At 69.9% G+C, this 24814-nt stretch carries 18 protein-coding genes; 7 read left to right on the top strand and 11 right to left on the bottom strand.

Annotated elements, in window-relative coordinates:
• Positions 1 to 11 precede the first annotated feature (11 nt).
• From V3391_RS13640 to V3391_RS13615, 6 genes are all read right to left on the bottom strand, one after another.
• Positions 12 to 956, bottom strand: a complete 945-nt coding sequence (locus V3391_RS13640) for a ribokinase (RefSeq protein WP_332078986.1) — start codon at positions 954 to 956, stop codon at positions 12 to 14.
• Positions 953 to 2185 (bottom strand): serine hydrolase domain-containing protein, encoded by a 1233-nt coding sequence (locus tag V3391_RS13635; RefSeq protein ID WP_332078985.1) that lies wholly within the window; start codon positions 2183 to 2185, stop codon positions 953 to 955. The genes V3391_RS13640 and V3391_RS13635 overlap by 4 nt, the downstream gene beginning before the upstream one ends.
• A 123-nt stretch (positions 2186 to 2308) precedes the next feature.
• Positions 2309 to 4534, bottom strand: coding sequence for a TonB-dependent receptor (locus V3391_RS13630; protein ID WP_332078984.1), 2226 nt, complete (start codon positions 4532 to 4534; stop codon positions 2309 to 2311).
• Positions 4535 to 4792: 258 nt separating this feature from the next.
• Positions 4793 to 5692, bottom strand: coding sequence for a LysR family transcriptional regulator (locus V3391_RS13625; protein WP_332078982.1), 900 nt, complete (start codon positions 5690 to 5692; stop codon positions 4793 to 4795).
• 146 nt (positions 5693 to 5838) lie between these two features.
• Positions 5839 to 8316, bottom strand: coding sequence for a sodium:solute symporter (locus V3391_RS13620; protein ID WP_332078980.1), 2478 nt, complete (start codon positions 8314 to 8316; stop codon positions 5839 to 5841).
• Entirely contained in the window at positions 8313 to 9191 is an 879-nt protein-coding gene (locus V3391_RS13615; RefSeq protein ID WP_332078979.1) for an HpcH/HpaI aldolase/citrate lyase family protein, read from the bottom strand. The genes V3391_RS13620 and V3391_RS13615 overlap by 4 nt, the downstream gene beginning before the upstream one ends.
• A gap of 262 nt (positions 9192 to 9453) precedes the next feature.
• Between V3391_RS13615 and V3391_RS13610 the strand changes: the two genes are divergently transcribed.
• Complete coding sequence (locus V3391_RS13610) at positions 9454 to 10185, top strand: response regulator transcription factor (RefSeq protein ID WP_332078977.1); 732 nt, start codon at positions 9454 to 9456, stop codon at positions 10183 to 10185.
• A gap of 45 nt (positions 10186 to 10230) precedes the next feature.
• Here V3391_RS13610 and V3391_RS13605 read toward each other — a convergent pair whose 3' ends face one another.
• Positions 10231 to 11595, bottom strand: a complete 1365-nt coding sequence (locus V3391_RS13605; RefSeq protein WP_332078975.1) for a sensor histidine kinase — start codon at positions 11593 to 11595, stop codon at positions 10231 to 10233.
• Between the two features lie 163 nt (positions 11596 to 11758).
• Between V3391_RS13605 and V3391_RS13600 the strand changes: the two genes are divergently transcribed.
• The 5 genes from V3391_RS13600 (at position 11759) to V3391_RS13580 (ending at position 20231) form a co-directional block, all read left to right on the top strand.
• On the top strand, positions 11759 to 15343 hold the full coding sequence (locus tag V3391_RS13600; RefSeq protein WP_332078974.1) for a YadA-like family protein: 3585 nt from the start codon (positions 11759 to 11761) through the stop codon (positions 15341 to 15343).
• A gap of 47 nt (positions 15344 to 15390) precedes the next feature.
• Complete coding sequence (locus V3391_RS13595; protein ID WP_332078973.1) at positions 15391 to 17343, top strand: S8 family serine peptidase; 1953 nt, start codon at positions 15391 to 15393, stop codon at positions 17341 to 17343.
• A gap of 112 nt (positions 17344 to 17455) precedes the next feature.
• Complete coding sequence (locus V3391_RS13590) at positions 17456 to 18754, top strand: amidohydrolase (RefSeq protein ID WP_332078972.1); 1299 nt, start codon at positions 17456 to 17458, stop codon at positions 18752 to 18754.
• Positions 18755 to 18920: 166 nt separating this feature from the next.
• A complete protein-coding gene (locus V3391_RS13585) occupies positions 18921 to 19937 on the top strand; it encodes a 3-oxoacyl-ACP synthase III (RefSeq protein ID WP_332078971.1) in 1017 nt (338 codons plus the stop codon).
• A gap of 42 nt (positions 19938 to 19979) precedes the next feature.
• A complete protein-coding gene (locus tag V3391_RS13580; RefSeq protein WP_332078970.1) occupies positions 19980 to 20231 on the top strand; it encodes a hypothetical protein in 252 nt (83 codons plus the stop codon).
• 71 nt (positions 20232 to 20302) lie between these two features.
• Here the strand turns inward: V3391_RS13580 and V3391_RS13575 are convergent, their stop codons facing one another.
• Positions 20303 to 22024 carry a GAF domain-containing protein gene (locus V3391_RS13575; protein ID WP_332078969.1) on the bottom strand — a complete coding sequence of 574 codons (1722 nt, stop codon included), beginning with the start codon at positions 22022 to 22024 and terminating at the stop codon, positions 20303 to 20305.
• Positions 22021 to 22608 (bottom strand): biliverdin-producing heme oxygenase, encoded by a 588-nt coding sequence (locus V3391_RS13570; protein ID WP_332078968.1) that lies wholly within the window; start codon positions 22606 to 22608, stop codon positions 22021 to 22023. Before V3391_RS13570 ends, V3391_RS13575 begins: the two co-directional genes overlap by 4 nt.
• Before the next feature lie 162 nt (positions 22609 to 22770).
• Between V3391_RS13570 and V3391_RS13565 the strand changes: the two genes are divergently transcribed.
• Positions 22771 to 23673, top strand: a complete 903-nt coding sequence (locus tag V3391_RS13565) for an alpha/beta fold hydrolase (protein ID WP_332078967.1) — start codon at positions 22771 to 22773, stop codon at positions 23671 to 23673.
• Between the two features lie 96 nt (positions 23674 to 23769).
• On the opposite strand, the gene V3391_RS13560 is transcribed toward V3391_RS13565, so the two are convergent.
• Together V3391_RS13560 and V3391_RS13555 are read right to left on the bottom strand one after the other, a co-directional pair.
• Entirely contained in the window at positions 23770 to 24204 is a 435-nt protein-coding gene (locus V3391_RS13560; RefSeq protein ID WP_332078966.1) for a YkgJ family cysteine cluster protein, read from the bottom strand.
• A 137-nt stretch (positions 24205 to 24341) separates the two neighbouring features.
• Positions 24342 to 24812 carry a YiiD C-terminal domain-containing protein gene (locus V3391_RS13555; RefSeq protein WP_332078965.1) on the bottom strand — a complete coding sequence of 157 codons (471 nt, stop codon included), beginning with the start codon at positions 24810 to 24812 and terminating at the stop codon, positions 24342 to 24344.
• Positions 24813 to 24814 lie beyond the last annotated feature (2 nt).

Genomic DNA, 24814 nt, shown 5'->3' with positions numbered 1-24814 from the left:
AGAAGAACGGATCAGGCGGCCGACGAGGCGCAGCGCGCGGCGAGTGCATCGAGGCCTGCACTGTCGGCATCGCCACGCAGCAGCGCGTCGACGTCGGCGCGCGCCGGCACACTCGACTGCGCACCGAGCGCGGTGCAGGCGAGCGCCGACGCCGCCGCGGCAGCGCGCAGTCCGGCCACCAGCGTTGCGCCGCGCGCGAGTGTCGCCACCAGCACGCCACAGAAGGTATCGCCCGCAGCCGTGGTGTCCACTGCCGCAACCGGAAATGCGGGTTGCAGATGCAGGTCCGTCCCATCCCGGGCGATGCAGCCGACTGCGCCGAGGGTGACGACGACGGCCGGCACCGGCACGCATTTCAGGGCGCTGATGAGATCGTCGGCCTGGTGGGCGATCATCGCCAGCTCGCCTTCGTTGACGATCAGCACGTCGACCTGGCGCAGCAGCGCATCGGGCAGGATGCGCGCCGGCGCGGCATTGAGCACCACGCGCACGCCGGCCTCGCGCGCACGCGTGGCCCACGCGGTGACCGCGTCGATCGGGGTTTCCAGCTGCAGCAGCAGGGTGTCCACGCCGGCGAGATCGGGCAGGTCGTCGGCGACGAGCGCGGCATTGGCGCCCGGCGCGACGGTGATCGCGTTCTCCGCGCCATCGGACAGGCAGATGAAGGCGACACCCGTCGCGTGTGCGGTCTGCCGGCGGATGTCGAGTGCGACGCCCGCCTCGCGCAGCGAGGCCTCGACCGGCACCGCGTGCGCGTCGTCGCCGAGGGCGAGCAGCATCCGGGTGTCCGCACCGCCCGCGCGTGCGGCGGCAACGGCCTGGTTGGCGCCCTTGCCGCCGGGGAAGGTCTGGAATTCACGGCCCAGCACGGTTTCGCCGGGCGCCGGGATGTGCGCGGCGCGCACCACGAAATCGAGATTCGCCGAGCCGGCGACGAGCACGCGACCGGCGCTCACGGTGCAGCGCCTTGCTGGACGAGGTTGTAGAACGGCGTCGCCAGCCGCGGTGGATCGCCGGCCACGTCGCGCGGCAGATGCTGGGCGAGCAGGATCGCGACGAGGCCGCGCGCCGGATCGATCGTGAAATACGTCGACGCTGCGCCCGACCAGCCGACCTGTCCCGGCGCACCGAGACGCCCGCGCGCGGCAGGATCGAGTTGCACCGAGACACCGAAGCCGAAGCCTTCGAATGGACTGAAGCTCGTGTGTGGCGCGTCGAGAAAGCCGAGCTGGTTGCGCAGCATCATCGCCACCGTGTCCTCGCGCAGATAGCGCGTGCCGTCGAGCGCGCCGCGCCCGAGCAGCATGCGCGCGAACCGCAGATAGTCCGCCGCGGTCGAGTACAGCCCCCCGGCGCCACTGGTGTAGGGATTGAGCGCGGCGCCAGGCGTCGTCGCACTCGGACCGTCGGCGATGCGCAGGTGGCCGTCGTCGCCGGTGGTGGTGATGTCGACCACGCGGGCACGCTGGTCTGCCGGCACCGAGAATCCGGTGTCGCGCATGTCCAGCGGCACGAACAGCCGGGCCCGCAGGAACACGTCCAGAGATTCGCCGGAGACCACCTCGACCAGTCGCGACAGGACATTCGTCGCGGCGCCGTCATAGGCGAACACCGTGCCGGGATCGTGCTGCAGCGGCACGGCGGCAAGGCGTTGGACGTACACGTCCAGATCCGCGGCGTCGTCCAGGCCCGCCGCCTCGCGCAGACGCAGTGCCGCGCCCTCGGTGTTGGCGATGCCGGACGTGTGGGTGAGCAGATGGCGGACCGTCAGCGCACGCGCGGGTGCGCGCAGCGCGCCGTCATCGCCCAGCACGCGCAACTGCGCGAACGCCGGCAGGTGCGCCGCGATGTCGTCGTCGAGTCCGATGCGCCCGCGCTCGACCAGCATCAGCACGGCGACCGAGACGATCGGCTTGGTCATCGAGTAGACGCGGAAGATCGCATCGGCGCGCATCGGCGTGGTGCCGGCGAGATCGCGCGCGCCTGCAACGTGCACGTGCGGCGCCTGGCCGTCCTGCCACACCGACGCCACGGCGCCGGTGTAGCCACCCGGGCCCACCGCGTCGTCGACAAAGGCATCGAGCGCCTGCCAGCGCGCAGCCGGCGCGACCGGTTCGAGCGCATGCGCGGACATCAGCGGCGACAGCCACGCGCAGGCGAGCAGCGCGATCACCGGCAGTCGCACGCGCCGCCGCCTGTCACCGTTCGCGCGACGCGGTCGCGTCCTGTCTGCTGCCTGCACCGGCATCTCCCGCATCCCGCACGCAGGCCCCGCGCCACGCGGGGCCATCTCATCCGATCGCATCGATCAGAACGTGATCGTGTGCGTGAGCGACACCATCCGCCCGCGACCGGCCCAGTAGTTCTGGAAGCCCGGCACCTGCGACCAGCTGAGGATGTACTGCTTGTCGAGCAGGTTCTCGATGCCGACGGTCAGCTTGCCGTAGCGGCCGGTGTCCACGTTCACGCCCAGATCGAACAGCGTATAGCCCTCGGTGTTCTCGACGTAGCTGAAGCTGCGGTTGTCGAAGCTGCGCACGTCGCTGCCGGACAGGTCACGATCGAGCAGCGTGGTCGCGCCCAGCGTGACGTCGGCCGTCGGCATGAACTTCCAGGTGACCGACACGGCGATCTTGTCGGGATTGACGTCGAGCACGCCCAGCGGCTTCTTCAGTTCGCCGGCGTCGTAGTCGCCGTTGGGCGCCGACGACCAGAACGCGGTCTTGCCACGGATCCGCGAATAGATGCCCGACACCTTCCACTGGTCGTTGAAGCGGAACTCGCCGTTGGCCTCGAAGCCCTTGATCCGCACCGGCGCACGCGCCAGCACGAAGTCGTTGGTGATCGGATCGACCGACAGCGAGGTGCCGAACGGCGAGCGCGAGTCGTAGTACGACGCGCCGAAGGACGCATCGGTGCCGGCCCAGTTGAAGCCCACCTCGCGGTTGGTGACGATGATCGGATCGAGATCGGCGATGCGGTCGACCGACTGGTTCGGCACGCTGATGTTGCGCAGCGGAATGCCGATGTTCGCCAGGCCGAAGCCTTCGCCGTAGCTGACGAACGTGGAGAATTCGTCGGTGATGCGCCAGATCGCGCCGATGTTCTTCATCGTCTCCGAGTATTCCAGGCCGCCGCCCTGCACGAACACGCTGTTGCGGAACGCGGTCGTCGTGTAGCTGTCGACGTCGAGCTTGCCGTCCTCGTGGCGCACACCGCCGCTGACCGTGACCGGACCGACGTCCCAGCTCAGCTGCGCATACGGTGCGACGCTCGAATACTGCATCGGCGGCACCCACAGGCGATTGGTGATCGCGAGCCGCTGCGCGGCTTCGTCCTCGACCAGATCCAGACCGGTGCGCAGCTGCAGACCTTCGACGGCGAACAGGTCACCGCGCGTCCACGACGTGCGCAGGCCGCGCTTCTTCGACACGATCTCGGACTGGTCGAAGATGCGGTCCGCTTCGTCGAAGTTGTCGTCCACCTTGACCAGCTGGCGGTCGTCGCCGTCCTCGGGCAGGTAGCGCATCGCCTGGTCGGCCCAGTAGATGTCGGCATTGAACGTACCGCCGAACAGATCGCCATGGCTGTAGTTCACGGCCGCCTGGCGGAAATCGTTGATCTCGGCGAGCGCGCCGGCGATCGAACCGCGTTCGGAGGTATTCGTGGTCGGCACCGGGCAGAGCACCGGATCCGGGCGACAGCCTTCGACCTGGATGTAGTTCGCCTTGCCTTCGATCTTGAAGTCGCTGTAGCTGAACTGCAGGCGTTGCGCGAGGCCTTCGCCGAAGTTCATGCCGCCCTTGAAGTACAGATTGCGCGCTTCGGAATCCGACACCGAGCCGCTGGTGTTCATGCCGATGCGGCGACCGTTGCCGTCGTAGGAGATGCCGCGGTCGATGTAGGACGCGCTGGCCAGCATGTCGAAGGCGTCACCCTTGTAGGCGTGGTTCACGCCGACCTTCCAGCCGCTGCTGTCGGTGCCGAACTGCGTCGAGTAGCGCGTGGTCAGCTGGGTCTCGTGCCCCTCGACCGTCGGCACCTTGGAGATGTAGTTGATGATGCCGCCCGCGGCGCCGATGCCTTCCGACGCCGACGGTCCGTTGATCACTTCGATGCGGCCGACCAGGCCCATGTCGGTGAACGTGCCGTTGCGGCCGCCCTCGCGCAGCGGCGAGCCCTGCGGGATGCCGTCGAACAGACGCAGTGCGATGCGGCCGCGCAGCGTCTCGCCGGTGTTGCTCATCGCCTGCGAGGACTCGGCGTAGCCCGGCACGGTACGCGCGAGCACGGCGGTCGCGTCTTCGGTCAGCGCCAGCGTGTGTGCGACCTGCTCCTGCGAGACCAGACTGATGGCGCCAGGAATCTTGTCGATCGAGGTCGCCACGCGCGTGCCGGTCACGACCATGCGATCGAGTGTCTTGGCATCGCGGCGCGCGGCGTCATCGGTGTCGCTGTCGGCCTGCTGCGCGTGTCCGGCGCCGGCGGCGGCCAGCAGGATGCAACCGATCGCGGCGGAAAGCGGCTTGATCATGGTGTGTTCTCTTCGGGCTGTGCGATGCGTGGGCCCCCGGTGGCGGGGTGCGGACGGCCGGTGGACGTGGCGCTGCGATCGCGCATCGATGCGGCAGGACGGGTTCGCATGGAACGGCGCCTCCCCACGCGCGTTTCCGGTACGTTGCGGCGAAGGTTAGGTGCGCGCAGGGTGCGGATGAACCGCCTGCACCTATGTTCAAACGACAGTTTTTATTGCCTGCGATCGCACAAAATGTTTGCTGCTATGCAGCATCGATCATTCGCGCATCGCGGCTTCGTCGACATGGCGACGCGCGGTCGCGCGGCACTCCTCGCGCAGCGCCGTCACGAGCCGGCTGCGCACGCTGGCATTCGACCAGACGATGCCGATGCGGCGCGGCTCCGCGGGCTCCGGCAGTGGAATGCGCGCGAGCCGAACACCGGCCGGCCACGGCTGCGCCCAGTCGGGTACCAGCGACACGCCGAGACCGCGATCGACCATCACCGCGATCGCGTTGAGCGCGTTGAGTTCGAAGCGCTCGCGCGGGGTGATGCCGACGCGGCGCAGATAGTCGTCGGCCTGGCGGCCACCCCACTGGTGGCGGTCGTAGCGGATCAGCGGTTCGCTCGACAGCAGCTCGTGCGGATCGCGATGCGCCATGTGCTGCGGCGCCAGCACCACCAGCGGCTCCTCGCGCAGCACTTCCCAGTTGCACGTCTTGGGCAGCGCGAACGGCGCCTGCAGCACGATCGCCGCATCGAGGTTGCCCTGCTCCACCTCGGTGTAGAGCTCGGCCGAGTAACCGGGTTTGATGAAGACGTTGATCTGCGGCAGCGTGGTGACCATGCGCGCGAGCACGTCGGGCAGCATGCCGGCCAGCGCGGTCGGACACGCGCCGAGGCGCAGTTCGCCGGCGACCGCGCGATCGTTGGCGACGCTGCGCAGGTCCGACACGTCGCGCAGCAGGTCGCGCGTGCGCTGCAGGATGCGCGCACCTTCCTCGGTCACGCAGACGGTGCGCCCGGCGCGCGCGATCAGTCCGACGCCGAGTTCGCGCTCCAGCGTGCGGATCTGCTGGGCGACCGCCGCCGGCGTGATGTTGAGGAAACGGGCCGCGGCGGCCATCGAGCCCCGGTCGACGACGTTGACGAAGGTGTAGAGGAACTGGGTGTCCAAGAATCGTCTCCGTGCCGGCGGCATGCGCTCCTTCGCATGACCTGGCGGTGCGCGCGGGGCCGTCGATGGACGGCCGTGGACCGGGCGTGGCGCGACAGTAGCCCGGCCGTCGGCGCTGCGCCCCTGCCGGACGGCAGGGGTCGTGCTCAGACGGCTTCGATCGGCGTCTTGCGGTCGTGGATCGTCAGGCCTTCGAGCGAGCGCTGCGTCGGCGGGAACAGCAGGCTCGCCAGATAGCCGATCACGATGCACAACATGATCGAGATGCCGAGATAGAAGTACGGGTGCACGAGGTCGAACGACCACGCCAGGGTGGTCAGCACGATCGCCCCGCCGATGCCGATCGCCACGCCCTGCGAGTTCGCGCGACGGGTGAACATGCCCAGCGTGTACGCACCGGCGAAGCCACCGCCCAGTAGGCCGGCCAGTTCGATCGACACGTCGAACAGCGAATGGATGTCGAAGCGCGACAGCAGCAGCGCCAGCCCCATGCCGATCAGGCCGACGACGACGGTCATCCATTCGGCGAAGCGCACGCTGCCGCGCTCGGTCGGCGTCTTCGCGAGGCGGTCGTAGAAGTCCACCGACAGCAGCGTCGCGACACTGTTGATGATGCTCGACAGCGTCGACATCGCAGCGGCGAAGATGCCGGCGATGATCAGGCCGGTCACGCCGACCGGCAGCTCGGCGGCGATGAAGAGCGGGAACGTCGCGTCGATCGGCAGCAGCGGATCGAGCCGTTCGGGATTCTGCCGGTAATACATCCACAGCGCGGTGCCGATGGAATAGAACACGAACCCGCCGGGAATCATGATCGCGGCAAACACCCAGATCGAGCGACCGGCCTCCTTGTCGGACTTGGTCGCCAGCGTGCGCTGCATCAGCACCTGGTCCTTGGGGAAGGTCAGCACGACGTCGAACACGACGAGAAAGATGAAGCCCCAGACCGTCGCCTTGGTGAGATCGAAACTGAAGTCGAGCAGCTTGGTCTTGTCCTGCACGACGACCGCTTCGCGCACCGCGTCGAGATCGCTGCCCAGCGACATCAGGATGAAGATGATCGCGAACACCGCGCCCCCCATCTTCACGAACACCTGCACGAAGTCGGTCCACACCACCGCGCGCATGCCGCCCATCACGGTGTAGATGATGGTGAAGCCGCCCATGATCATGATGCTCCACACCACATCGAGGCCGGTGATCGTGGCGATCGCCAGCGCGGGCAGGAACAGGATCACGCTGAGCCGGCTGCCGATCTGCATCAGGATCGCCAGCGCGCTGGCGAGCATGCGGATCGCCGGATGGAAGCGCGTCTCCAGATACGAGAACACCGACATCAGATCCAGCCGGCGCAGCAGCGGCACGATCCACACCGCGACGAACATCAGGCCCAGCACCGCCACCAGATTGTTGGTCAGGTACTGCCAGTTGGTCTCGTAGGCCTTGGCGGGAATGGCGATGAAGCTGATCGAGCTGGTGTTGGTCGCGTAGAGGCTCACGCCCGCGGCCCAGAACGGGATGCTGCGGCCGCCCATGAAGAACTCGGCTTCCGATCCCTTCTGGCCGCGCAGATAGAAATAGCCGCCGATGCCGAGCATCGCGACTAGATAGACCACGATCACCAGCCAGTCGATCCAGTGCAGCAGATGCTGGCCCGAGCGCAGGGTTTCGCTGTGCAGGCGCAGCTGCGCGCCGTCGCCGGCGGCCCACAGCAGGCCGTTGCGCCAGCCGGTGGCCAGACGCGGATCGCCCGACAGCGTCGCCGGCAGCGATGCCCAGGAATCGGTGATGGTGTGGAACAGCCGCAGATCCGCCGCCGCGCCGGGCGCGCCCCGCACGAGGTACAGGATGTGCGCCTGGCCGATGGACCGGGCGACACCCGCCTGCACCGCACCCGGCACACGGCCACGATCGCTCCATCCACCATCGGCGACCCAGCGGCGCATGTGGCCGTCGGCGCTGGTCAGATACAAGCCCGCGCGTTGCGCGGCCAGCGTCACCGGCGCGGCCCCGCCGGGCCAGACATCCATCGCGCGCCAGGTCACAGCGTCCGGCGCTGCGCCCAGCGCCAGCGTCACGAGGCGCGCGCTGCCGTCGGGGGCAAGGCCGGCGACGTAGAGCGTGTCGCCGAGGACCGCGGCCTGCGGCTGCTGCAACGTTTCGGGCAACTCGGCCAACGGCTGCGCGACGAGTGCGTCGCCGCGCCACGTGAGTGCGACCGGTCGCGTGACACGCCCATCGGCGCCCGCCAGCACGAACGCGCGGCCCGCGCCGGTGGCGCTCGACACGATGGACGCGCCCAGGAGTGCATCGGGCATCGCGAGCGGACGCCAGGCCGTGCCGTCCTGCGCGAGCACCCACGCGCGATCGGCGGCGAGCACCAGCGGCTGGTCATCGAGCACGAACAGCGCCTGCACGTTCGCGGGAGACGGCAGCGCGGGCAGATCGCGACCGTCGACGGTCGTCAGGCTCTGCGCCTGGGCGACCAGCGGCGCGAGCAGCGACAGGCACAGCAGGGTCGCGGTCTGCAGCAGACGGCGCAGGAAGGGATTCGGCATGCGGGTGATTCCGGTGTCGGGCGTGCGCGCGAGCTCGCGGCGTGCCGTCGGGACGCGAAGACTCATGTCGGCGATGCCCCGTCGGCGCGCGCGTCGCGCCGGCCTTGGGCCAGCACGCGTTCGGCGCGGCGCAGATAGGGCGCATCGATCATGCGGCCGTCGACGACGCAGACCGCGCGTCCTTCGCGGCGTGCATCGGCGGCGCCGTCGACGATGCGTCGGGCACGGGCCAGCTCGTCGGCATCGACGGCGAACACCGCATGCGCCAGCGGCACCTGGCGTGGATGGATGCAGCTCTTGCCGACGAAGCCCAGCTGCCGCGCAAGGTGTGCCTCGCGCTCGAAACCGGCATCGTCGGCGAGGTCGGCCCAGGCACCATCGCAGGCGAACACGCCGGCTTCGGCCGCGGCCAGCGCGACCTGCAGCATCACCGCCTGCACGTGCGCCGGCACGCGGTGGATGCCGCCGGGTTCGAACAGATCACCGAGGCCCAGCTGCAGGCCGGCCACGCGCGGATGCGCGGTGGCGATCGCGGCGGCGTTGCGCAACGCACGCGGCGTTTCGATGTTGAGCAGCAGACCGACCGATGGCGCGAGGCCGAGCGCGGCTTCCTGCGCTTCGATCCGCGCGACCGCGACGCGGACGTCGTCGGCGCTGTCGGTCTTGGGCAGGTTGACCAGATCAGGCCTGGCCGGCAGCACGGCGGCGAGGTCGGCTTCGTATTCGGGCGAGTCCGGTGCATTGGTCCGCACGATCGCCAATGGCGCGCCCGCACCGCGTGTCTGCGCCTGCAGGAACGCGGCGATGTTGGCACGCGCCTCGGCCTTGCGCGCATCGGCGACGGCGTCCTCGAGATCGAACGAGACCGCATCGGCCTGGCCGTTCCAGGCCTTGCCGAACAGGTCCGGGCGCACGCCCGGCACGAACAGTTTGCTGCGCATCGGCCCTCCCGAGTTGCGGGAGGCAGTGTGCGCGAAGGACACCGCGGAAAAAGTCGCCGCTGCGAGTTTCAGACGATAGTTTTCCTGCGGTGTCGAACGGCCGATCACGGCACGTGCGCGCGTGTGCATCCCACTGCCGCGTGCGTGCGTACGCTTGCCAGCACGCAGGCGCGGGCACAAGCTGACGTCGCTGCAAGGGCGGCCGATCCGGCCGCCCGCACTCCGGAACATCGCCATCGCACCGCCCGTCCCGCCGCCGTCCATGCCCACCGATCCATCGCCAGACCATGGCGGCGCGGACCGTCCCCTGTGCGTCGCCCTGCTCGAGGACGACGACGTCCTGCGTGATCGCGTGCTGGTGCCCGGGCTGCGCCGGCACGGCCTCGACGTGCGCCCGCTGCGTACCGCCGCCGCGCTCGCGGCGCTGTTGCCGCAGGCGCCGGTCGACATCGTGGTGCTCGACATCGGCCTGCCCGACAGCGACGGCTTCACCGTGACCCAGTCGCTGCAGGCCGCGCATCCGGGACTGGGCATCGTGATCCTCAGTGGACGCGGCGAGCCGCCCGACCGGCTGCGCGGCCTGAGCGGCGGCGCGGATGCGTATCTGGTCAAGCCGGTCGAGATCGACATCCTCGCCGCGACGATCTTCAGTCTCGCGCGGCGGCTGTCGCGCACGCCGCAGGTGGCCGACGAGGGCTGGCAACTGCAGCCCGACGGCTGGTGCCTGTTCGCGCCGAACGGCCAGTCGATGGCGCTCACCGGCTCGGAGCGCCACGTGCTGCAGATGCTGTGGGCGCAGCGCGACCGGCTGGTCACGCGCGAGGCCATGCTCGACGCCGCGCCCGGTCGTGCACGCGATGAAAGCGGCGCCGATCCGCACCGGCTCGACGTGCTGCTGCACCGCTTGCGGCGCAAGGTGCTCGACCGCACCGGACTGGCGCTGCCGCTGGACGCGGTGCGCGGCGAAGGCTACGTGCTGCGCCCGGGCGGCTGAGCCCGCCCGGAACCCGGTCGCTCGCGACGGCCCTCGAACAGGCGCTCAGATCACGCGCGGCAGTTGCAGGGTGAAGCGCGTGCCGTGGCCGGGCGTGCTGTCGACCGTCAGCGTGCCGCCTGCTTCCTGCGTCATTTCCCGCGCCACGGCCAGCCCCAGGCCCGTGCCCTCACCGGCGGGCTTGGTGGTGAAGAACGGCTCGAAGGCCTGGCGCATCACCTCGGGCGGCATGCCCTGGCCGGTGTCGGTGACGACGATGCGCGCCCAGCCGTCACCGGTGTCGCGCAGGGTGACGCCGAAACGCCCGCCGCCGGGCATCGCATCGCGCGCGTTGGCGGCGAAGTTGAGCATCACCAGATCGAGCTGGCTGCGGTCGAGGAACACCGGCACCGGCGTGTCGGGCAGGTCGAGTACGACGTCGACGCGGCCGTCGAACAGCTGCCGCAGCATCGGCACCAGATCGGCGAGCGCCTGCGCCGCGTCGAAGCGCGCCGGCACCGCGAGTTCGCGCCGGCTGAAGCTCAGCAGCTTGCGGCTGAGCGCGATGCCGCGCTGCGCGGCGAGTTCGATGCCCTCCAACGCGTCGCCCATGCGGCGCGCGTCGGGTTCGGGATCGAAATCGAGTTCGTCCAGGCGGTGCCGCTCGGCGGTGTAGCCGACGATCGCGCCGAGCACGTTGTTGAAATCGTGCGACACGCCGCTGGCCAGATGGCCCACCGATTCGATCTTCTGCATGTGCAGCATGCGTTCGCGCATGCGCTCGCGTTCGATCATCTGCTCGCGCAGCTGCTGGGCGCTGCGTTGCGCCTTCCACAGGGTTTCGCGCAGCGCGGCCACGGTGCGGTCGAGCACGATGGCGATCATCAGGTAACTGAAGGCCAGCGACGGCAGGTTCTGGAACGCGCTGCCGCTGCGCGCCGGACCCAGGCCCCACGGGCTGGCCATGCCCAGTGCGAACACCACCGGAATACAGGCGTAGACGATCCACAGCGCGCGGCGCCCGATCACCAGCGCCGCCGTGGTCAGCATCACCATCGGATACGGATCGAAGGCCTGCAGCTGGTAGCCGAACGCGATGTTCGCCGCGACCGCGCAGCTCATCAGGATCGTCAGGAATGCGGCGATGCCCTGGCGCAGGCGACCGCGCCGGATCATCCAGACCGCGAAGAACGCCGCGCCGGCGATCGCGACGTCGGTGCCCAGATCCACGAACAGCCGCGGGCCGGTCATCGACACGTGCCCGCTGAGCAGGTGATAGCCCTTGTTGAGCGGAATCTCGATACCGAGGAACAGCAGCAGCACCTGCAACGCCGGCGCATTGCGGCGGTCGACCGGATCGGAGATCGGCACCCGGCGCAGCCATGCCGCCAGGCGACGGCCGGGGGCGACGAGGGGCGACGCGTGCGACATGCGGCTGACGTGTCCCGGGGCCGATGCCCCGTCTGCAGATGAGAGTCGAGTGTAAGTCGGCGGAGAGTTCCGGTGCATTGAGCGACGGGCATCGCACCGGCTTAGATCGGAAACCCAGCGCCTGTCACGGCGCCGTCATCCCGCCGCAACCGGAAGCCAGACGATGTCCACGCCGCGCACTCCTTCTTCCCGCCCCATCGCCCGGCGCACGTTGCGCCCTGGTCTGCTGTCAGCGGCCCTGCTGCTGGCCCTGTCGGGTCATGCCTTCGCCGCGCCGCAGGCAGCGCCCGCGCCCGTCGCGAGCGCCGCATCCGACGCAGTGCCCGCCGACGAGGCGCGCGACACCGCGACGTCCGAGGCCGCCGATCCCGACGCCGACGCCGATGCCGATGTGAATGCAGCCGAGTACGACCGCGTCGTTGCGGCCTATTCGCTGGATGCGGCCGCGTACTACTTCGCCGTCAACGGCGCACAGGACGGCAGCGACGATGCCAGCGCCACCGGCGCACGCTCCATCGCAGCCGGTCCGCGCGCCGATGCGAGTGGCGGCGATGCCGTCGCGATCGGCAGTCGCGCCCGCTCCACCAGTTCGGCGGCCATCGCCATGGGCGACAGCGCGCTGGCCAGTTCCACCGGCGCGATCGCCATCGGCGGCACGTTCTTCGGCAGCGATTTCGGCGAGTCCGACGGCGCGCAGGCCACCGCTTTCGGTGCGATCGCGCTCGGCGCGGCGACCGAAGCCAGCGGCGGGACGTCGACGGCGCTGGGCTGGTCATCGCGTGCGACGGCCAACGATGCCGTCGCCGTCGGCGCGACCGCATTTTCGGACGCCGCCGGTGCGATCGCCGTGGGCCGCGCCGCGTTCGCATCCGAGGTCGAAGCCATCGCCATCGGCTACGGCGCGCAGGCTACCGGTTTTGGTGCGATGAGCATGGGCGCGTACGCGAACGCGACCGGATTCGCGGGCATCGCGCTCGGCAGCGATGCGCGCGCACCGGGCAACGGTGGCATCGCGATGGGCGACGGCGCACTCGCTGCCGGCCAGCAGAGCGTCGCGATCGGCGCCAGCAATGCCGGCGTGCCGACCCAGGCCAACGGCCTCGGCAGCACCACGGTCGGCGCCGCCTCGTGGGCACTGTCGGACTACGCGACCGCGATCGGCTTCGACAGCCATGCGGACGCGACGCGCAGCCTCGCGGCGGGCGCCAACGCACTCGCGCTGGCCACCGATGCGAGCGCGATCGGCTCGGGCAGCTACGCCAGCGCCGAGTACGCGACGGCCGTCGGCGCGACCTCGGCTGCGTGGGGTGTAGGTGCGACCGCGCTCGGCAGCGGCGCATTCGCGCTGGAGGAGAACAGCCTGGCGCTCGGTTACAACGCCAGCGCGACCGCCATCAATAGCGTCGCGCTCGGTGCGGCATCCGTCGCCGATCGCGACAACGTCGTCTCCATCGGCAGCGTCGATGGCGAACGCCAGCTGGTGAATCTCGCCGATGGCGTGGATGCGACCGACGCCGTCAACAAGCGCCAGCTCGACGCGGTGATCGCGGCTGGCAGCGAAGCGCAGGCCTACTTCTCCGCCAATGGCGCGGGTGACGGCAGCGATGTCGCCAGCGCCGCAGGCGCGCGTTCCATCGCGGCCGGTCCGCGCGCCGATGCGAGCGGCGGCGACGCCGTCGCGATCGGCAGTCGCGCCCGCTCCACCAGTTCGGCGTCCATCGCCATGGGCGACAGCGCGCTGGCCAGTTCCACCGGCGCGATCGCCATCGGCGGCACGTTCTTCGGCAGCGATTTCGGCGAGTCCGACGGTGCGCAGGCCACCGGTTTCGGTGCGATCGCGCTCGGCGCGGCGACCGAAGCCAGCGGCGGGACGTCGACGGCGCTGGGCTGGTCGTCGCGCGCGACCGCCAACGATGCCGTCGCCGTCGGCGCGACTGCATTTTCGGACGCGGCCGGTGCGATCGCCGTGGGCCGCGCTGCGTTCGCGTCGGAGGTCGAAGCCATCGCCATCGGCTATGGCGCGCAGGCCGCCGGTTTCGGCGCGATGAGCATGGGCGCGTATGCCAACGCAACCGGATTTGCGGGCATCGCGCTCGGCAGCGATGCACGCGCACCGGGCAATGGTGGCATCGCGATGGGCGACGGCGCGCTCGCCGCCGGCCAGCAGAGCGTCGCGATCGGCGCCAGCAACGCCGGCGTGCCGACCCAGGCCAACGGCCTCGGCAGCACCACGGTCGGCGCGGCTTCCTGGGCGCTGTCGGATTACGCGACCGCGATCGGCTTCGACAGCCATGCGGACGCGACGCGCAGCCTCGCGGCGGGCGCCAACGCACTCGCGCTGGCCACCGATGCGAGCGCGATCGGCTCGGGCAGCTACGCCAGCGCCGAATACGCGACGGCCGTCGGCGCGACCTCGGCCGCCTGGGGCATCGGCGCCACCGCGCTCGGCAGCGGCGCATTCGCGCTGGAGGAGAACAGCTTGGCGCTCGGTTACAACGCCAGCGCGACCGCGATCAACAGCGTCGCGCTCGGTGCGGCGTCCGTGGCCGATCGCGACAACGTCGTGTCGATCGGCGATGTCGGCAGCGAGCGCCAGCTGGTCAACGTGGCCGATGGCGTGTTCGCCACCGATGCGGTCAACAAGGGCCAGCTCGACACCGCGATCGCGACCGTCGGCGGCGATGTCGGCGCGCTCGATGCCGCGGCGGTGAAGTACGACGACGTCGCCAGCAAGGATACGGTGACGTTCGCCGGCGCAGGCGGCACGACGCTGCGGAACGTCGCCGATGGCGCGCTCGTGAGCGGCAGCCTGGATGCGGTCAACGGTGGCCAGGTGTTCGGCGTCGGCACCGCATTCGCGCAGGCGCTGGGCGGCGGCGCGGCGATGACGGCGACGGGTTTCGCCGGTCCGTCGTACACGATCCAGGGCAGCAGCTTCGGCTCGGTCGGCGATGCCTTCGGCGCCGTCGACAGCCAGTTCGACGCGATCCGCGCACGTTTCGATGCGATCGGCACCGGCGGCGCCGTGCCCGTCGGCAGCGGCGATGGTCTGGCGATCGGCAGCGGCAGTGTCGCCACCACGGCGAACAGCACCGCGGTCGGCAGCAATGCGCAGGCCGGCAGCGGCGGCACCGCGATCGGCGCCGGCGCGGTCGCGAGCGCCGACGGGTCGGTCGCGATCGGCCAGGGTTCGGTCGCCGATGCGGCGAACACGGTGTCGGTGGGCAGCGCGGGCAACCAGCGCCGCGTGACCCACGTCGCCGACGGCGTGGCGGCGAGCGATGCGGCGACGGTCGGCCAGGTGCAGAGCAGCGCCACCGCCAGCCGCACCTACGCCGATGCCGGCGACACCCGCACGCTCGCCGACGCGAAGGCGCACGCCACCGCGGGCGACACGGCCACGCTCAACAGCGCGCGCAGCTACACCGACGACGTGTTCGCACGCGCGCTCAACCGCAGCGATTTCGACGCCTTCCGCACCAGCGTCGATGACCGCTTCCAGCGGGTCGATCGTCGTGTCGACAAGATCGGCGCGATGGGCACGGCGATGTCGCAGATGGCGGTCAACAGCGCGGGCCTGTCCGGCGCCAACCGCATCGGCGTGGGCGTCGGCCAGCAGGGCGGCGAAGAAGCGCTGGCGATCGGCTACCAGCGTGCGTTCCGCGACAACCGCGCCAGCGTGTCGATCGGCGGCTCGATGTCCGGCTCCGAAAGTTCGGTCGGCGTCGGCGGCGGCTTCAGCTGGTGACGACAGGCCCCTCGTTTCTTCCATCCCATCTTCCAGGAATCGCACCCATGTCCCTGTCTTCCCGTGTTCTCCGCCGTGGCCTGCTGGCCGCCGCGCTCGGCGCCGTCGTCGCACCTGCCCTGGCCGCGTCGCCCGTTGCGCCGCTGTCGGTGATGTCCACCGCCGATCCCGAAGCGCCGCGCGTCGTCTACGACGGCCTGCTGGTGACCTACAAGGCCGGCACCGCCGAACGTCGCAGCGCGACCACCGGCGCGGCGACGATGCAGCGCATCCTGCGCGCGCCGGCGACGGCCTCGCGGTTCAACGCCACCCATCGCGCCGCCGCGCCGGCACTCGCCTCCACGCGTCGTCTCGCGATCGGCGCCGATCTGGTGCGGCCCGACCGCCGCCTGTCCGATGGCGAACTCGACACGCTGATGCGCACGCTCGCGGCCGATCCCTCGGTCGCGCACGTCGAACCCAACCGCTACTGGCAACGGCTGCGCACCGTGCCTGCCGCGACGGCGGCGACGCCGAACGATCCCGGCTTCGAAGTCCAGTGGCATTTCCGCGCACCCGACGGCACGCTCGAAACGCTGGCCCCGGATCCGGGCTACCCGAACCGCGGCGGCATCGACGTGCTCAACGCCTGGCAGTACGGCCGCGGCGCAGGCGTGGTGGTCGCGGTGCTCGATACCGGCATCCTGGCCCACCCCGATCTCGACACCTCGCTGGCCGACGCCGGCTACGACTTCATCAGCAACGCACTCAACTCCGGCCGCGCCACCGACGGCCGCGCACCCGGCGGCTGGGACACCGGTGACTGGAATACCGAAGACCGCTTCCTGGCCGAAAACGGCGGTTGCGTGTTCCCCGGCCAGCAGACCAACAGCAGCTGGCACGGCAGCCATGTCGCCGGCACGATCGCGCAGATCACCGGCAACGGTGTCGGCATGGCCGGCGTCGCCCCCGACGCGAAGGTGTTGCCGGTGCGCGTGCTCGGCCACTGCGGCGGCACCACGGCCGACATCTCGGACGCGATCGTCTGGGCATCGGGCGGCAGCGTGCCGGGCGTGCCGGCCAACCAGAATCCCGCCGAGATCATCAACATGAGCCTCGGCGGCTTCGGCGTCTGCGACGCCGACAGCGCCTACGGCCAGGCGATCGCCTCGGCCCGCCAGCGCGGCACGACCGTCGTCGTCGCGGCCGGCAACAGCAACAGTGATGCGTCCTCGTTCACCCCGGCCAGCTGCCCGGGCGTCATCAACGTGGCCGCGACCGGCATCACCGGCGCGCGTGCGGTGTACTCGAACTTCGGCGCCAACATCGCGCTGTCGGCGCCGGGTGGCGGCGTGTATCCGAACGACGGCACCAGCGGCCCGACGGCGCGCACCGGTTTCGTTTGGTCGGCAGGCAACCGCGGCCTGACCACGCCGGGCGAGTCGGCCTACGTCGGCCAGGCCGGCACCTCGATGGCGGCCCCGCACGTGGCCGGTGTCGCGGCGCTGGTGATCAGCGCGGCGATGCAGGCCGGACGTCCGGTGCCGACGCCGCAGGAGATGCGCGAAATCCTGACCCAGACCTCGCGCGATTTCCCGGTGCGCCCGCTGCGCCAGATCGGCGTGGGCATTCTCGATGCCGCCAAGGCCGCCGCGCGCGGTGCCGGCAATGCGGCCGGCGGCGACGAGCCGACGGCGATCCGCATGGCCAAGGCGGTGGCGGTCAACGGCATGTCCGCAGCCCAGGGTGCCGGCACGCTGTACCGCATCGACGTGCCGGCCGGCGCGCGCAACCTGCAGATCCGCACCTACGGCGGTCGCGGCCAGGCCAAGCTGCTCGCACGTGTCGGACGATCGCCGGCGCTTGACGGCAGCAACGCCGCGTTGACCTCGTCGCGTCCGGGCACCACGCAGAGCGTGCAGGTGACGATTCCGCTCAACGACAGCTACTTCGTGCGCGTCGTCGGCGGCACCGGCGGCTACCAGGGCGTCAGCGTCATCGCGACCTACTCGGGCCTGTAAGCCCATCGCGACACGCGCGGCGGCGGGTCCGTCGCGCGTGTCTGCATCGCCACTCGCCTGCGGCATGCGCCGCAGGCGCTAGCATGTCGGGCCTCCCTTCTGGACCGCCCCCATGCGCATCCGATTCCAGTCGCTGCCGCTCGGTCTCGCACTCGCGCTGGCATGCGCCGCTCCGGCTGCGACGGCCGCGCCCGATGCAGCACTGACGCAGAAGCTCGTCGACTGGCGCCGCGATCTGCACCAGCACCCCGAACTCGGCAACCAGGAAACGCGCACCGCTGACGTGGTCGCGACGCATCTGCGCAGCCTCGGTCTCCAACCTCGGACCGGCATCGGACCGACCGGTGTCGTCGCCGTGCTCAAGGGCGCCAGGCCCGGCCCCCGCATCGCGCTGCGCGCCGACATGGACGCGCTGCCGGTCACCGAACAGACCGGCCTGCCGTTCGCCTCGACCGCGCGTGCGACCTATCGCGGGCAGGAGGTCGGTGTGATGCACGCCTGCGGCCACGACATGCACGTCGCGATCCTGATGGGCGTGGCCGAAGCGCTGGCCGGCATGCGCGAGCAGCTCGCCGGCGAAGTGGTCTTCATCTTCCAGCCCGCCGAGGAAGGGCCGCCGGAGCCCGGCGAAGTCTTCGGCGCCAGGCGCATGCTCGACGAAGGCGTGTTCGATGATGCGAAGCCGGACGCGATTCTCGGCCTGCACGTGTGGGCTGGTCTGCAGACCGGCCAGATCGGTTTCCGCAGCGGACCCTCGCTGGCCAGCGCCGACGAATGGTCGCTGACGATCACCGGCAAGCAGACGCATGGCTCGCGGCCTTGGGATGGCGTCGACCCGATCACGGTCGGCGCGCAGGTGCTGCTGGCGACGCAGAGCATGCTCGCGCGGCAGATCAACACGGTGAACGCGCCGGTGGTGCTGACCGCCGGCCAGTTCCAGAGCGGCGTGCGCTTCAACATCATTCCCGACGACGCGCGTCTGGTCGGCACGCTGCGCACCTACGACGACGCCGTACGCGCGGACGTCATCACACGCTTCGACCGGATCGCCACCGACTACGCACATGCCGCCGGCGCGACCGCGAAGCTCGACGTCGTCAACAACGCACCGGCCACGGTCAACGATCCCGAACTCGCGCGCCGCGTGCTGCCGTCGCTGCAGGCCGCGGTCGGTGCCGACAACGTCATCGAGATGCCATTGGTGACCGTGGCCGAGGATTTCTCGCAGTTCGCCAACGTCGTGCCCGGCGCGTATTTCTTCGTCGGCACCACGCCCGCGGGCCAGGATCCGGCGACGATGCCGATCAACCACTCGCCGCATTACGCGCCCGACGAGGCCGCGCTGGCGGTCGGCGTGCGCGCGATGCTGCGCACGACGCTGGATCTGCTGGGCGCCACGCCGCCGGGCTGAGCAGGCGCCGATCCGGTTCCACGCGGACGCCGCGAATGGCGTGGAACCGGCACGAAACCCGTCGCGCCGCGGCGTGCACCGGGTTTTGCGTGATCCCCCCGTCATGCGTCACCCCGCCGAAGCGGGTAACCTATGCGGCTCCTTTGCCAGATCCGGCGCCCAGCCCATGCTCTTCAAGAACGTCGCCATCGCCGGCCTCGCCCATGTCGATGCGCCGAACCGCGTGACCAGCGACGACATCAATGCAAGGCTGAAGCCGACCATCGACCGCCTCGGCATCAAGACCGACGTGCTCAAGGACATCGCAGGCATCCATGCCCGGCGCCTGTGGGACGACGAGGTACAGGCCTCGGACGCCGCGACGATGGCCGGCCGCAAGGCGCTGGACGATGCCGGGATCGAAGTCGGCAAGCTCGGCCTGCTGGTCAACACCTCGGTGAGCCGCGATTACCTCGAGCCGTCCACCGCCAGCATCGTCGGCGGCAACCTCGGCATTCCGGACACCTGCCAGAACTACGACCTGGCGAACGCGTGCCTCGCGTTCGTCAACGGCATGGACGTCGCCAGCCGCATGATCGAGCTGGGCGAGATCGATTACGCGCTGATCGTCGACGGTGAAACCGCGAACCTCGCCTACGAGAAGACCATCGAGCGTCTGCTGCGTCCGGAGACGACAGAAGAGGACTTCCGCAACGAGCTGGCCACGCTGACCCTGGGCTGCGGCTCGGCGGCAATGGTGCTCGCACGCGCCGACCTGCTGCCCGATGCCCCGCGCTACAAGGGCGGCGTGACGCGTTCGGCGACCGAGTGGAACACCCTGTGCCGCGGCAATCTCGACCGCATGGTCACCGACACCCGCATGCTGCTGATGGAAGGCATGAAGCTCGCGCAGAAGACCTTCGTCGCCGCGCGTGAGGCGATGGGCTGGGTGGTCGACGAGCTGGACCAGTTCGTGATCCACCAGGTCAGCAAGGTGCACACCGGCGCCTTCATCCAGTCCTTCGGCATCGACCCCACCAAGGTCCACACGATCTTCGGCGAGCACGGCAACATCGGTCCGGCCTCGGTGCCGATCGTGCTGAGCAAGCTCAAGGAACTCGGACGCCTGAAGAAGGGCGACCGCATCGCGTTGCTGGGCATCGGCTCGGGTCTGAACTGCACGATGGCCGAGGTCGAGTGGTAAGCGATACGCTGCGCTGATCCACCGCCATCGCAAGGACGCCCGATGCCGCACCGACTTCCCGATCACCTGCAACTTGCGCTGGCCGCGATTCCGGCCTTCACCGACGACGGTCGCCTGTCGCTGGACGAACTCGAGCATCTGCTCGGGCTCGCGTTGCGCGACGAGGTGATCGACGCCGAAGAGCAGCGCGTGCTCGGCAACATCCTCGACCGCGCAGAGCGCGATGGCGTGGACGCGGACGTGCTGGCCCGCATCCAGCAGGTGCGCGGCGCACACGGTCTGACGTCGGCCTGATCGACGACACCGCCGCAACGAAAAAAGCGCCCGAGGGCGCTTTTTTCGTATTCCGACGCTGGACGCCGCGATCAGTCGGCGTTGGCCACGTTGACCGTGCCGATCATCGACTGCAGATCGCTTTCGAGCTTGTTGATGCGATCCGACAGCTGCGTCGCTTCCTGCGGGCTGACGTGCACCAGGCCTTCGAGCAGTTCGGAGAGCTGCATCAGACGTGTCTGTTGTTCGCGCACGTCCAGACGCACGCGGCGCGCGCGGATGTCGCCCAGTTCGGCGTGCAGGGCACCGCGGCGATAGCGCTCGCGCAGCATCATGTGCAAACGGCCGACGATGCGGCGATCGGCGTCGCTCCAGGGCGCACCGCTGCCGCGCACGGTCTCGTGCCACGCCGAGAAGCTCGCGCGCGGACCGATCTTGCTGCCGTCGTGATCCACCAGGAACGGCTCGTCCGGACTGCCGGCCCAGCGCACTTCTTCCACCTGCTCGCAGCGGAAGAAGAACAGCCATTCGTCGCGTGCGAGATCCAGCGGCAGCGCGAGCACACCGGCGATGCCGTCGGCTTCGTCGGCGCTGTTGCTCCAGTCGGCCGCACGCTCGGTGCTGACCGCGCCAGTGCCGGTATTCGACCGGCGCAGCCAGTCGAGCAGGCCCGGCAGGCGCGACTCGTCGGGCGCACGGCCGGCGCTGTACCAATGGCCGGCCTGTACGAGGCCGACGCCGTCGCTGTCGATCGCGCGATTGAGCAGATCCAGCTCACCCTGCAAGGCCAGGCGCGGGTCGACCGCATTGTCGAGGCGCAGCGCGAGCGTATCGCGCACGCTGCGTGCGCCTTCTTCGAGTGCGACCGCATCCTGCTGCTCGCGCGAGGCGACGCGCATCGACACGAACAGGCCGAACAGGTCCGCTGCGGCGCGCACGCCCGGCGGTACCCGGCGCGGCGTGCGGTGATGGCAGGCGATCAGGCCCCACAAACGTCCACCGGACACGATCGAGATCGACATCGACGCGATCACGCCCATGTTGGCGAGGTATTCCAGATGCACCGGCGACACGCTGCGCAGCGCCATCTGTGCGAGATCGAGTGCACCGCCGCGGCTGTCGCGATCGGGCAGGATCGGCACCGGCGTGTAGGTCGCGTCGGGAATCACGCGGATGCGGTTGCGCAGATACAGCGTGCGCGCCTGCACCGGAATGTCGGACTGCGGATAGCGCAGGCCCAGATACGCCGGCAGCGCGGAATCGCGCGACTCGGCGATCACCTCGCCGGCATCGTCGTGGCGGAAGCGGTAGACCATGACGCGGTCGTAGCCGGTCAGCAGACGCACCTGCTCGGCGACGCGCTGGTTGAAATCGTCGATGTCCTCGCTGCCGGCGACGCGCGCGATCATCGTCTGCGCGACCACGGTCGGCGAACGCTCGCCGGCGCTGCGCGGCTGCGGTTCGACTTCGATGTGCACCAGACCATCGGCGACGTGGACGCTGATGTCGCACAGGTTCGCCATCGGCCCGATGTTGCCCACGGCCGCGCGTTGCGGCGGCGAGCCGGGCTCACCGAAGCCGATCGTCTCGGCGATCGCCTGGATCAGGTCGTCGGTGAGGAACTCGCGCAGCGAATGCCGCAGCATTTCCTCGGGCGTCGCACCGGTCAGCGCCTCGACGTTCGCCGAGACGTGGCGGATCGTCCAGTCGGGCAACTGGCAGCTGATCAGGTAGCCGTGCGGCTGGATCGCACCCGACAGATGGATCGGTTCGTTGGCGCATTCCTGGAGTGCGCGTTCGAGCGCTGGATTCATGCAACAGGCTCCTGAGAGGGGGCGGGGATCGCGTTGAAGCCGCGCTGGAAACACGACTGGACCAGCAGGAAGGCATCGCGCGCGCCCTGCAACAGATGGGTACGGGGCCGCTCGACATGCGCCGAACGCGCATCGAGGCGGTCGAGCACGTTGCGCCACTCGTCGCCCGCCGCATGGCGCGTGAGAAACCGGGCACCGGTGTCTCCGGTGTGGCCCATCGCCTGCACGCCGCGCAACAGATAGCGTGCGCCCAGGCTGCTGCCGGACATCACGTAGTCCCAGCCCAGACGCTCGTCGGCTTCGCTCGCGAAGCCGCGCACACCGGACGGCGGCAGCGGCGTCAACGCCAGATCGCGCAGATCGTTCGCGAGCCAGTACGACGCGCGCGGCAGACCACCGATGACGATTTCGTAGTCCGCAGCAAAGCGATGCATGCCGACCAGATACCGCGCGTACGCGAGCGGCGTACCGAGACCATCGGCGAAACATGCATCGACACTTGCATGCAGGTCCGAGGTCCCGGCGCGCAGGAAATGACGCAGGTCGTCGGGACCTGCACCCAGCTTGCGTGCACTCGTATTCATCTTTCCAGCATACGCCGTTGGCGCACGGCCTACAGTCTCCCAGCGCACACAGTGCACCCCAGCTTCAGCGCTGTGAAGACCCCGGGTCGGCCGGTTCCGGGCCCGTCCGCATCCGTTGACTACAATGTGTCGTATTCATCGCATCCCCTGGTCCTTGTCGCCGTGCAGCTTCCCGATTATCCGTTCGACGGTCACCGATTCGAAGCGCGTCCCGGCGTGCAGATGCACTACCTCGACGAGGGCCCGCGCGACGGCGAGATCGTGCTGATGCTGCACGGCAATCCGTCGTGGAGTTACTACTGGCGCCATCTGGTGCTCGGCCTGCGCGACCGCTACCGCTGCATCGTGCCGGACCACGTCGGCATGGGCTGGTCGGACAAGCCCGACGACGCGCCCGGTGCGTTGCCCCGATACGACTACACCCTGGCGTCGCGCGTCGAGGATCTTGGCGCCCTGCTCGCCCATCTCGGCATCGACGGCCCGGTGACGCTGGCGGTGCACGACTGGGGCGGCATGATCGGTTTCGGCTGGGCGCTGGAGCACATGCCACAGGTCAAGCGGTTGGTCATCACCAATACAGCCGCGTTCCCGCTGCCGACCGACAAGCCGATGCCGTGGCAGATCGCGCTGGGGCGCGACTACACCGTCGGCGAGTGGATCATCCGCGGCTTCAATGCGTTCTCCGCGGGTGCCTCGTGGCAGGGCGTCGAAACCCGCATGCCGGCCGACGTGCGCCGCGCCTACGTCGCGCCCTACGACAGCTGGGCCAACCGCATCAGCACCGTGCGTTTCATGCAGGACATCCCGCTCGGCCCGAAGGATCGCGCCTGGCCGCTGCTGGAGGCGGCCGGCCAGCGGCTGCCCGCCTACGCCGACCGTCCGGCCTTCATCGGCTGGGGACTCAAGGATTTCGTGTTCGACCACCATTTCCTCGCCGGCTTCCGCGCGGCGTTGCCGCAGGCCGAGGTCATGGCGTTCGAGGATGCGGGGCATTACGTGCTCGAAGACAAGCACACGGTGCTGGTGCCGGCGATCCGCACGTTCCTGGATGCCAATCCGGTCTGAGGCGTCGGCGCGTCTCCGCCCGATGGGTGGCGCGCAACACGACCCATCGCCGCCGGACAAGCACGCGCAGCCGGACGCGGCCTCGCGGGGATGGACCTACACGCCGGGCGCTATGCCTGCCTGTGCAGTCGGGACTCCACCGAACGACGCCGCCGGCGCGTTCGCATCGACCAGCACCATCTCGATCGCAGGCACCCAGTCCGCCGCGCGCAGCACCGGCAAGCCGTGCGCACGGCGCGCGCGATCGCATTGCGGACTGGCCTCGCCGAATTCCCAGGACGCCTGCACATCGCGACAGGCCTGCGGCCGCACGGCGTGGATCGTGCAGCGCGATGACGTGCCGATCTCGGCGTCGAGCGCCACGCAGCGCGGCTTCGATTCCCAGGTGCCGCGCATCACGACCTGGTGCGGACCGAAGGTCTCGGTGAGCGCGTGCGGCACGACGCCGCCGGCGGCGTCGGTCTCCATCCAGTGCATGGACACCCGGTAGTGACTGCAACAGGCCCCACAGGTCATACACGGATGGCGCATGGGACGACCCCGGGGATCGCAGAGACGGACAAGGAGCGCGGAGTCTTGGCAACGGCGGGCCCGCGCGCAAGTGCCGGCGAGCGCGTCGTCAGCAACCGGTCGGTGTCACGTCGGATCCGCCGTCGCGGGCGGCGACCTCAGGCGTTCCCGGTCGGCCGCCGGATCGCCACGTAGCGCGCCTGCATTTCGGTCGCGGTACTGCCGTCGGGCAATGCGATGCGCGCGGTGAGCGCGACGCGCGCGCGGCCCCGGTCGCGCAGCGTGCGTGCGAACGTCGACCAGTCGCCGGCCGCGTCGAGCGTGGCCTCGGCTTCGAGATCGCCGAGCAGCGGCGCGCGATAGCGGACCGTGGAATCGGCCACGTAGACCTCGGCATCGAGACCTGCCTGCTCCACGCGCAACGTCACCAGCCCCCAGGCCGCGAGCGTCATCACCGACACGAGACTGCCGCCGAATGCGGAGCCCTTGTCGTTGACGTGCGAGGACAGCGGCGCATGCAGGCGCAGGGAATCGCCGTCGTAACCGGCAACGGACACGTCCATCGCCGCGACGGGCGGCATCGAACCGTAATAAGCCTCGAGGGCGCGGAGCGAATCATCGAGCGTCATGC

The organism is Luteimonas flava (genome assembly GCF_036584485.1).
GTDB lineage: Bacteria > Pseudomonadota > Gammaproteobacteria > Xanthomonadales > Xanthomonadaceae > Luteimonas > Luteimonas flava.
This window is presented reverse-complemented; position numbering and strand designations above follow the sequence as displayed.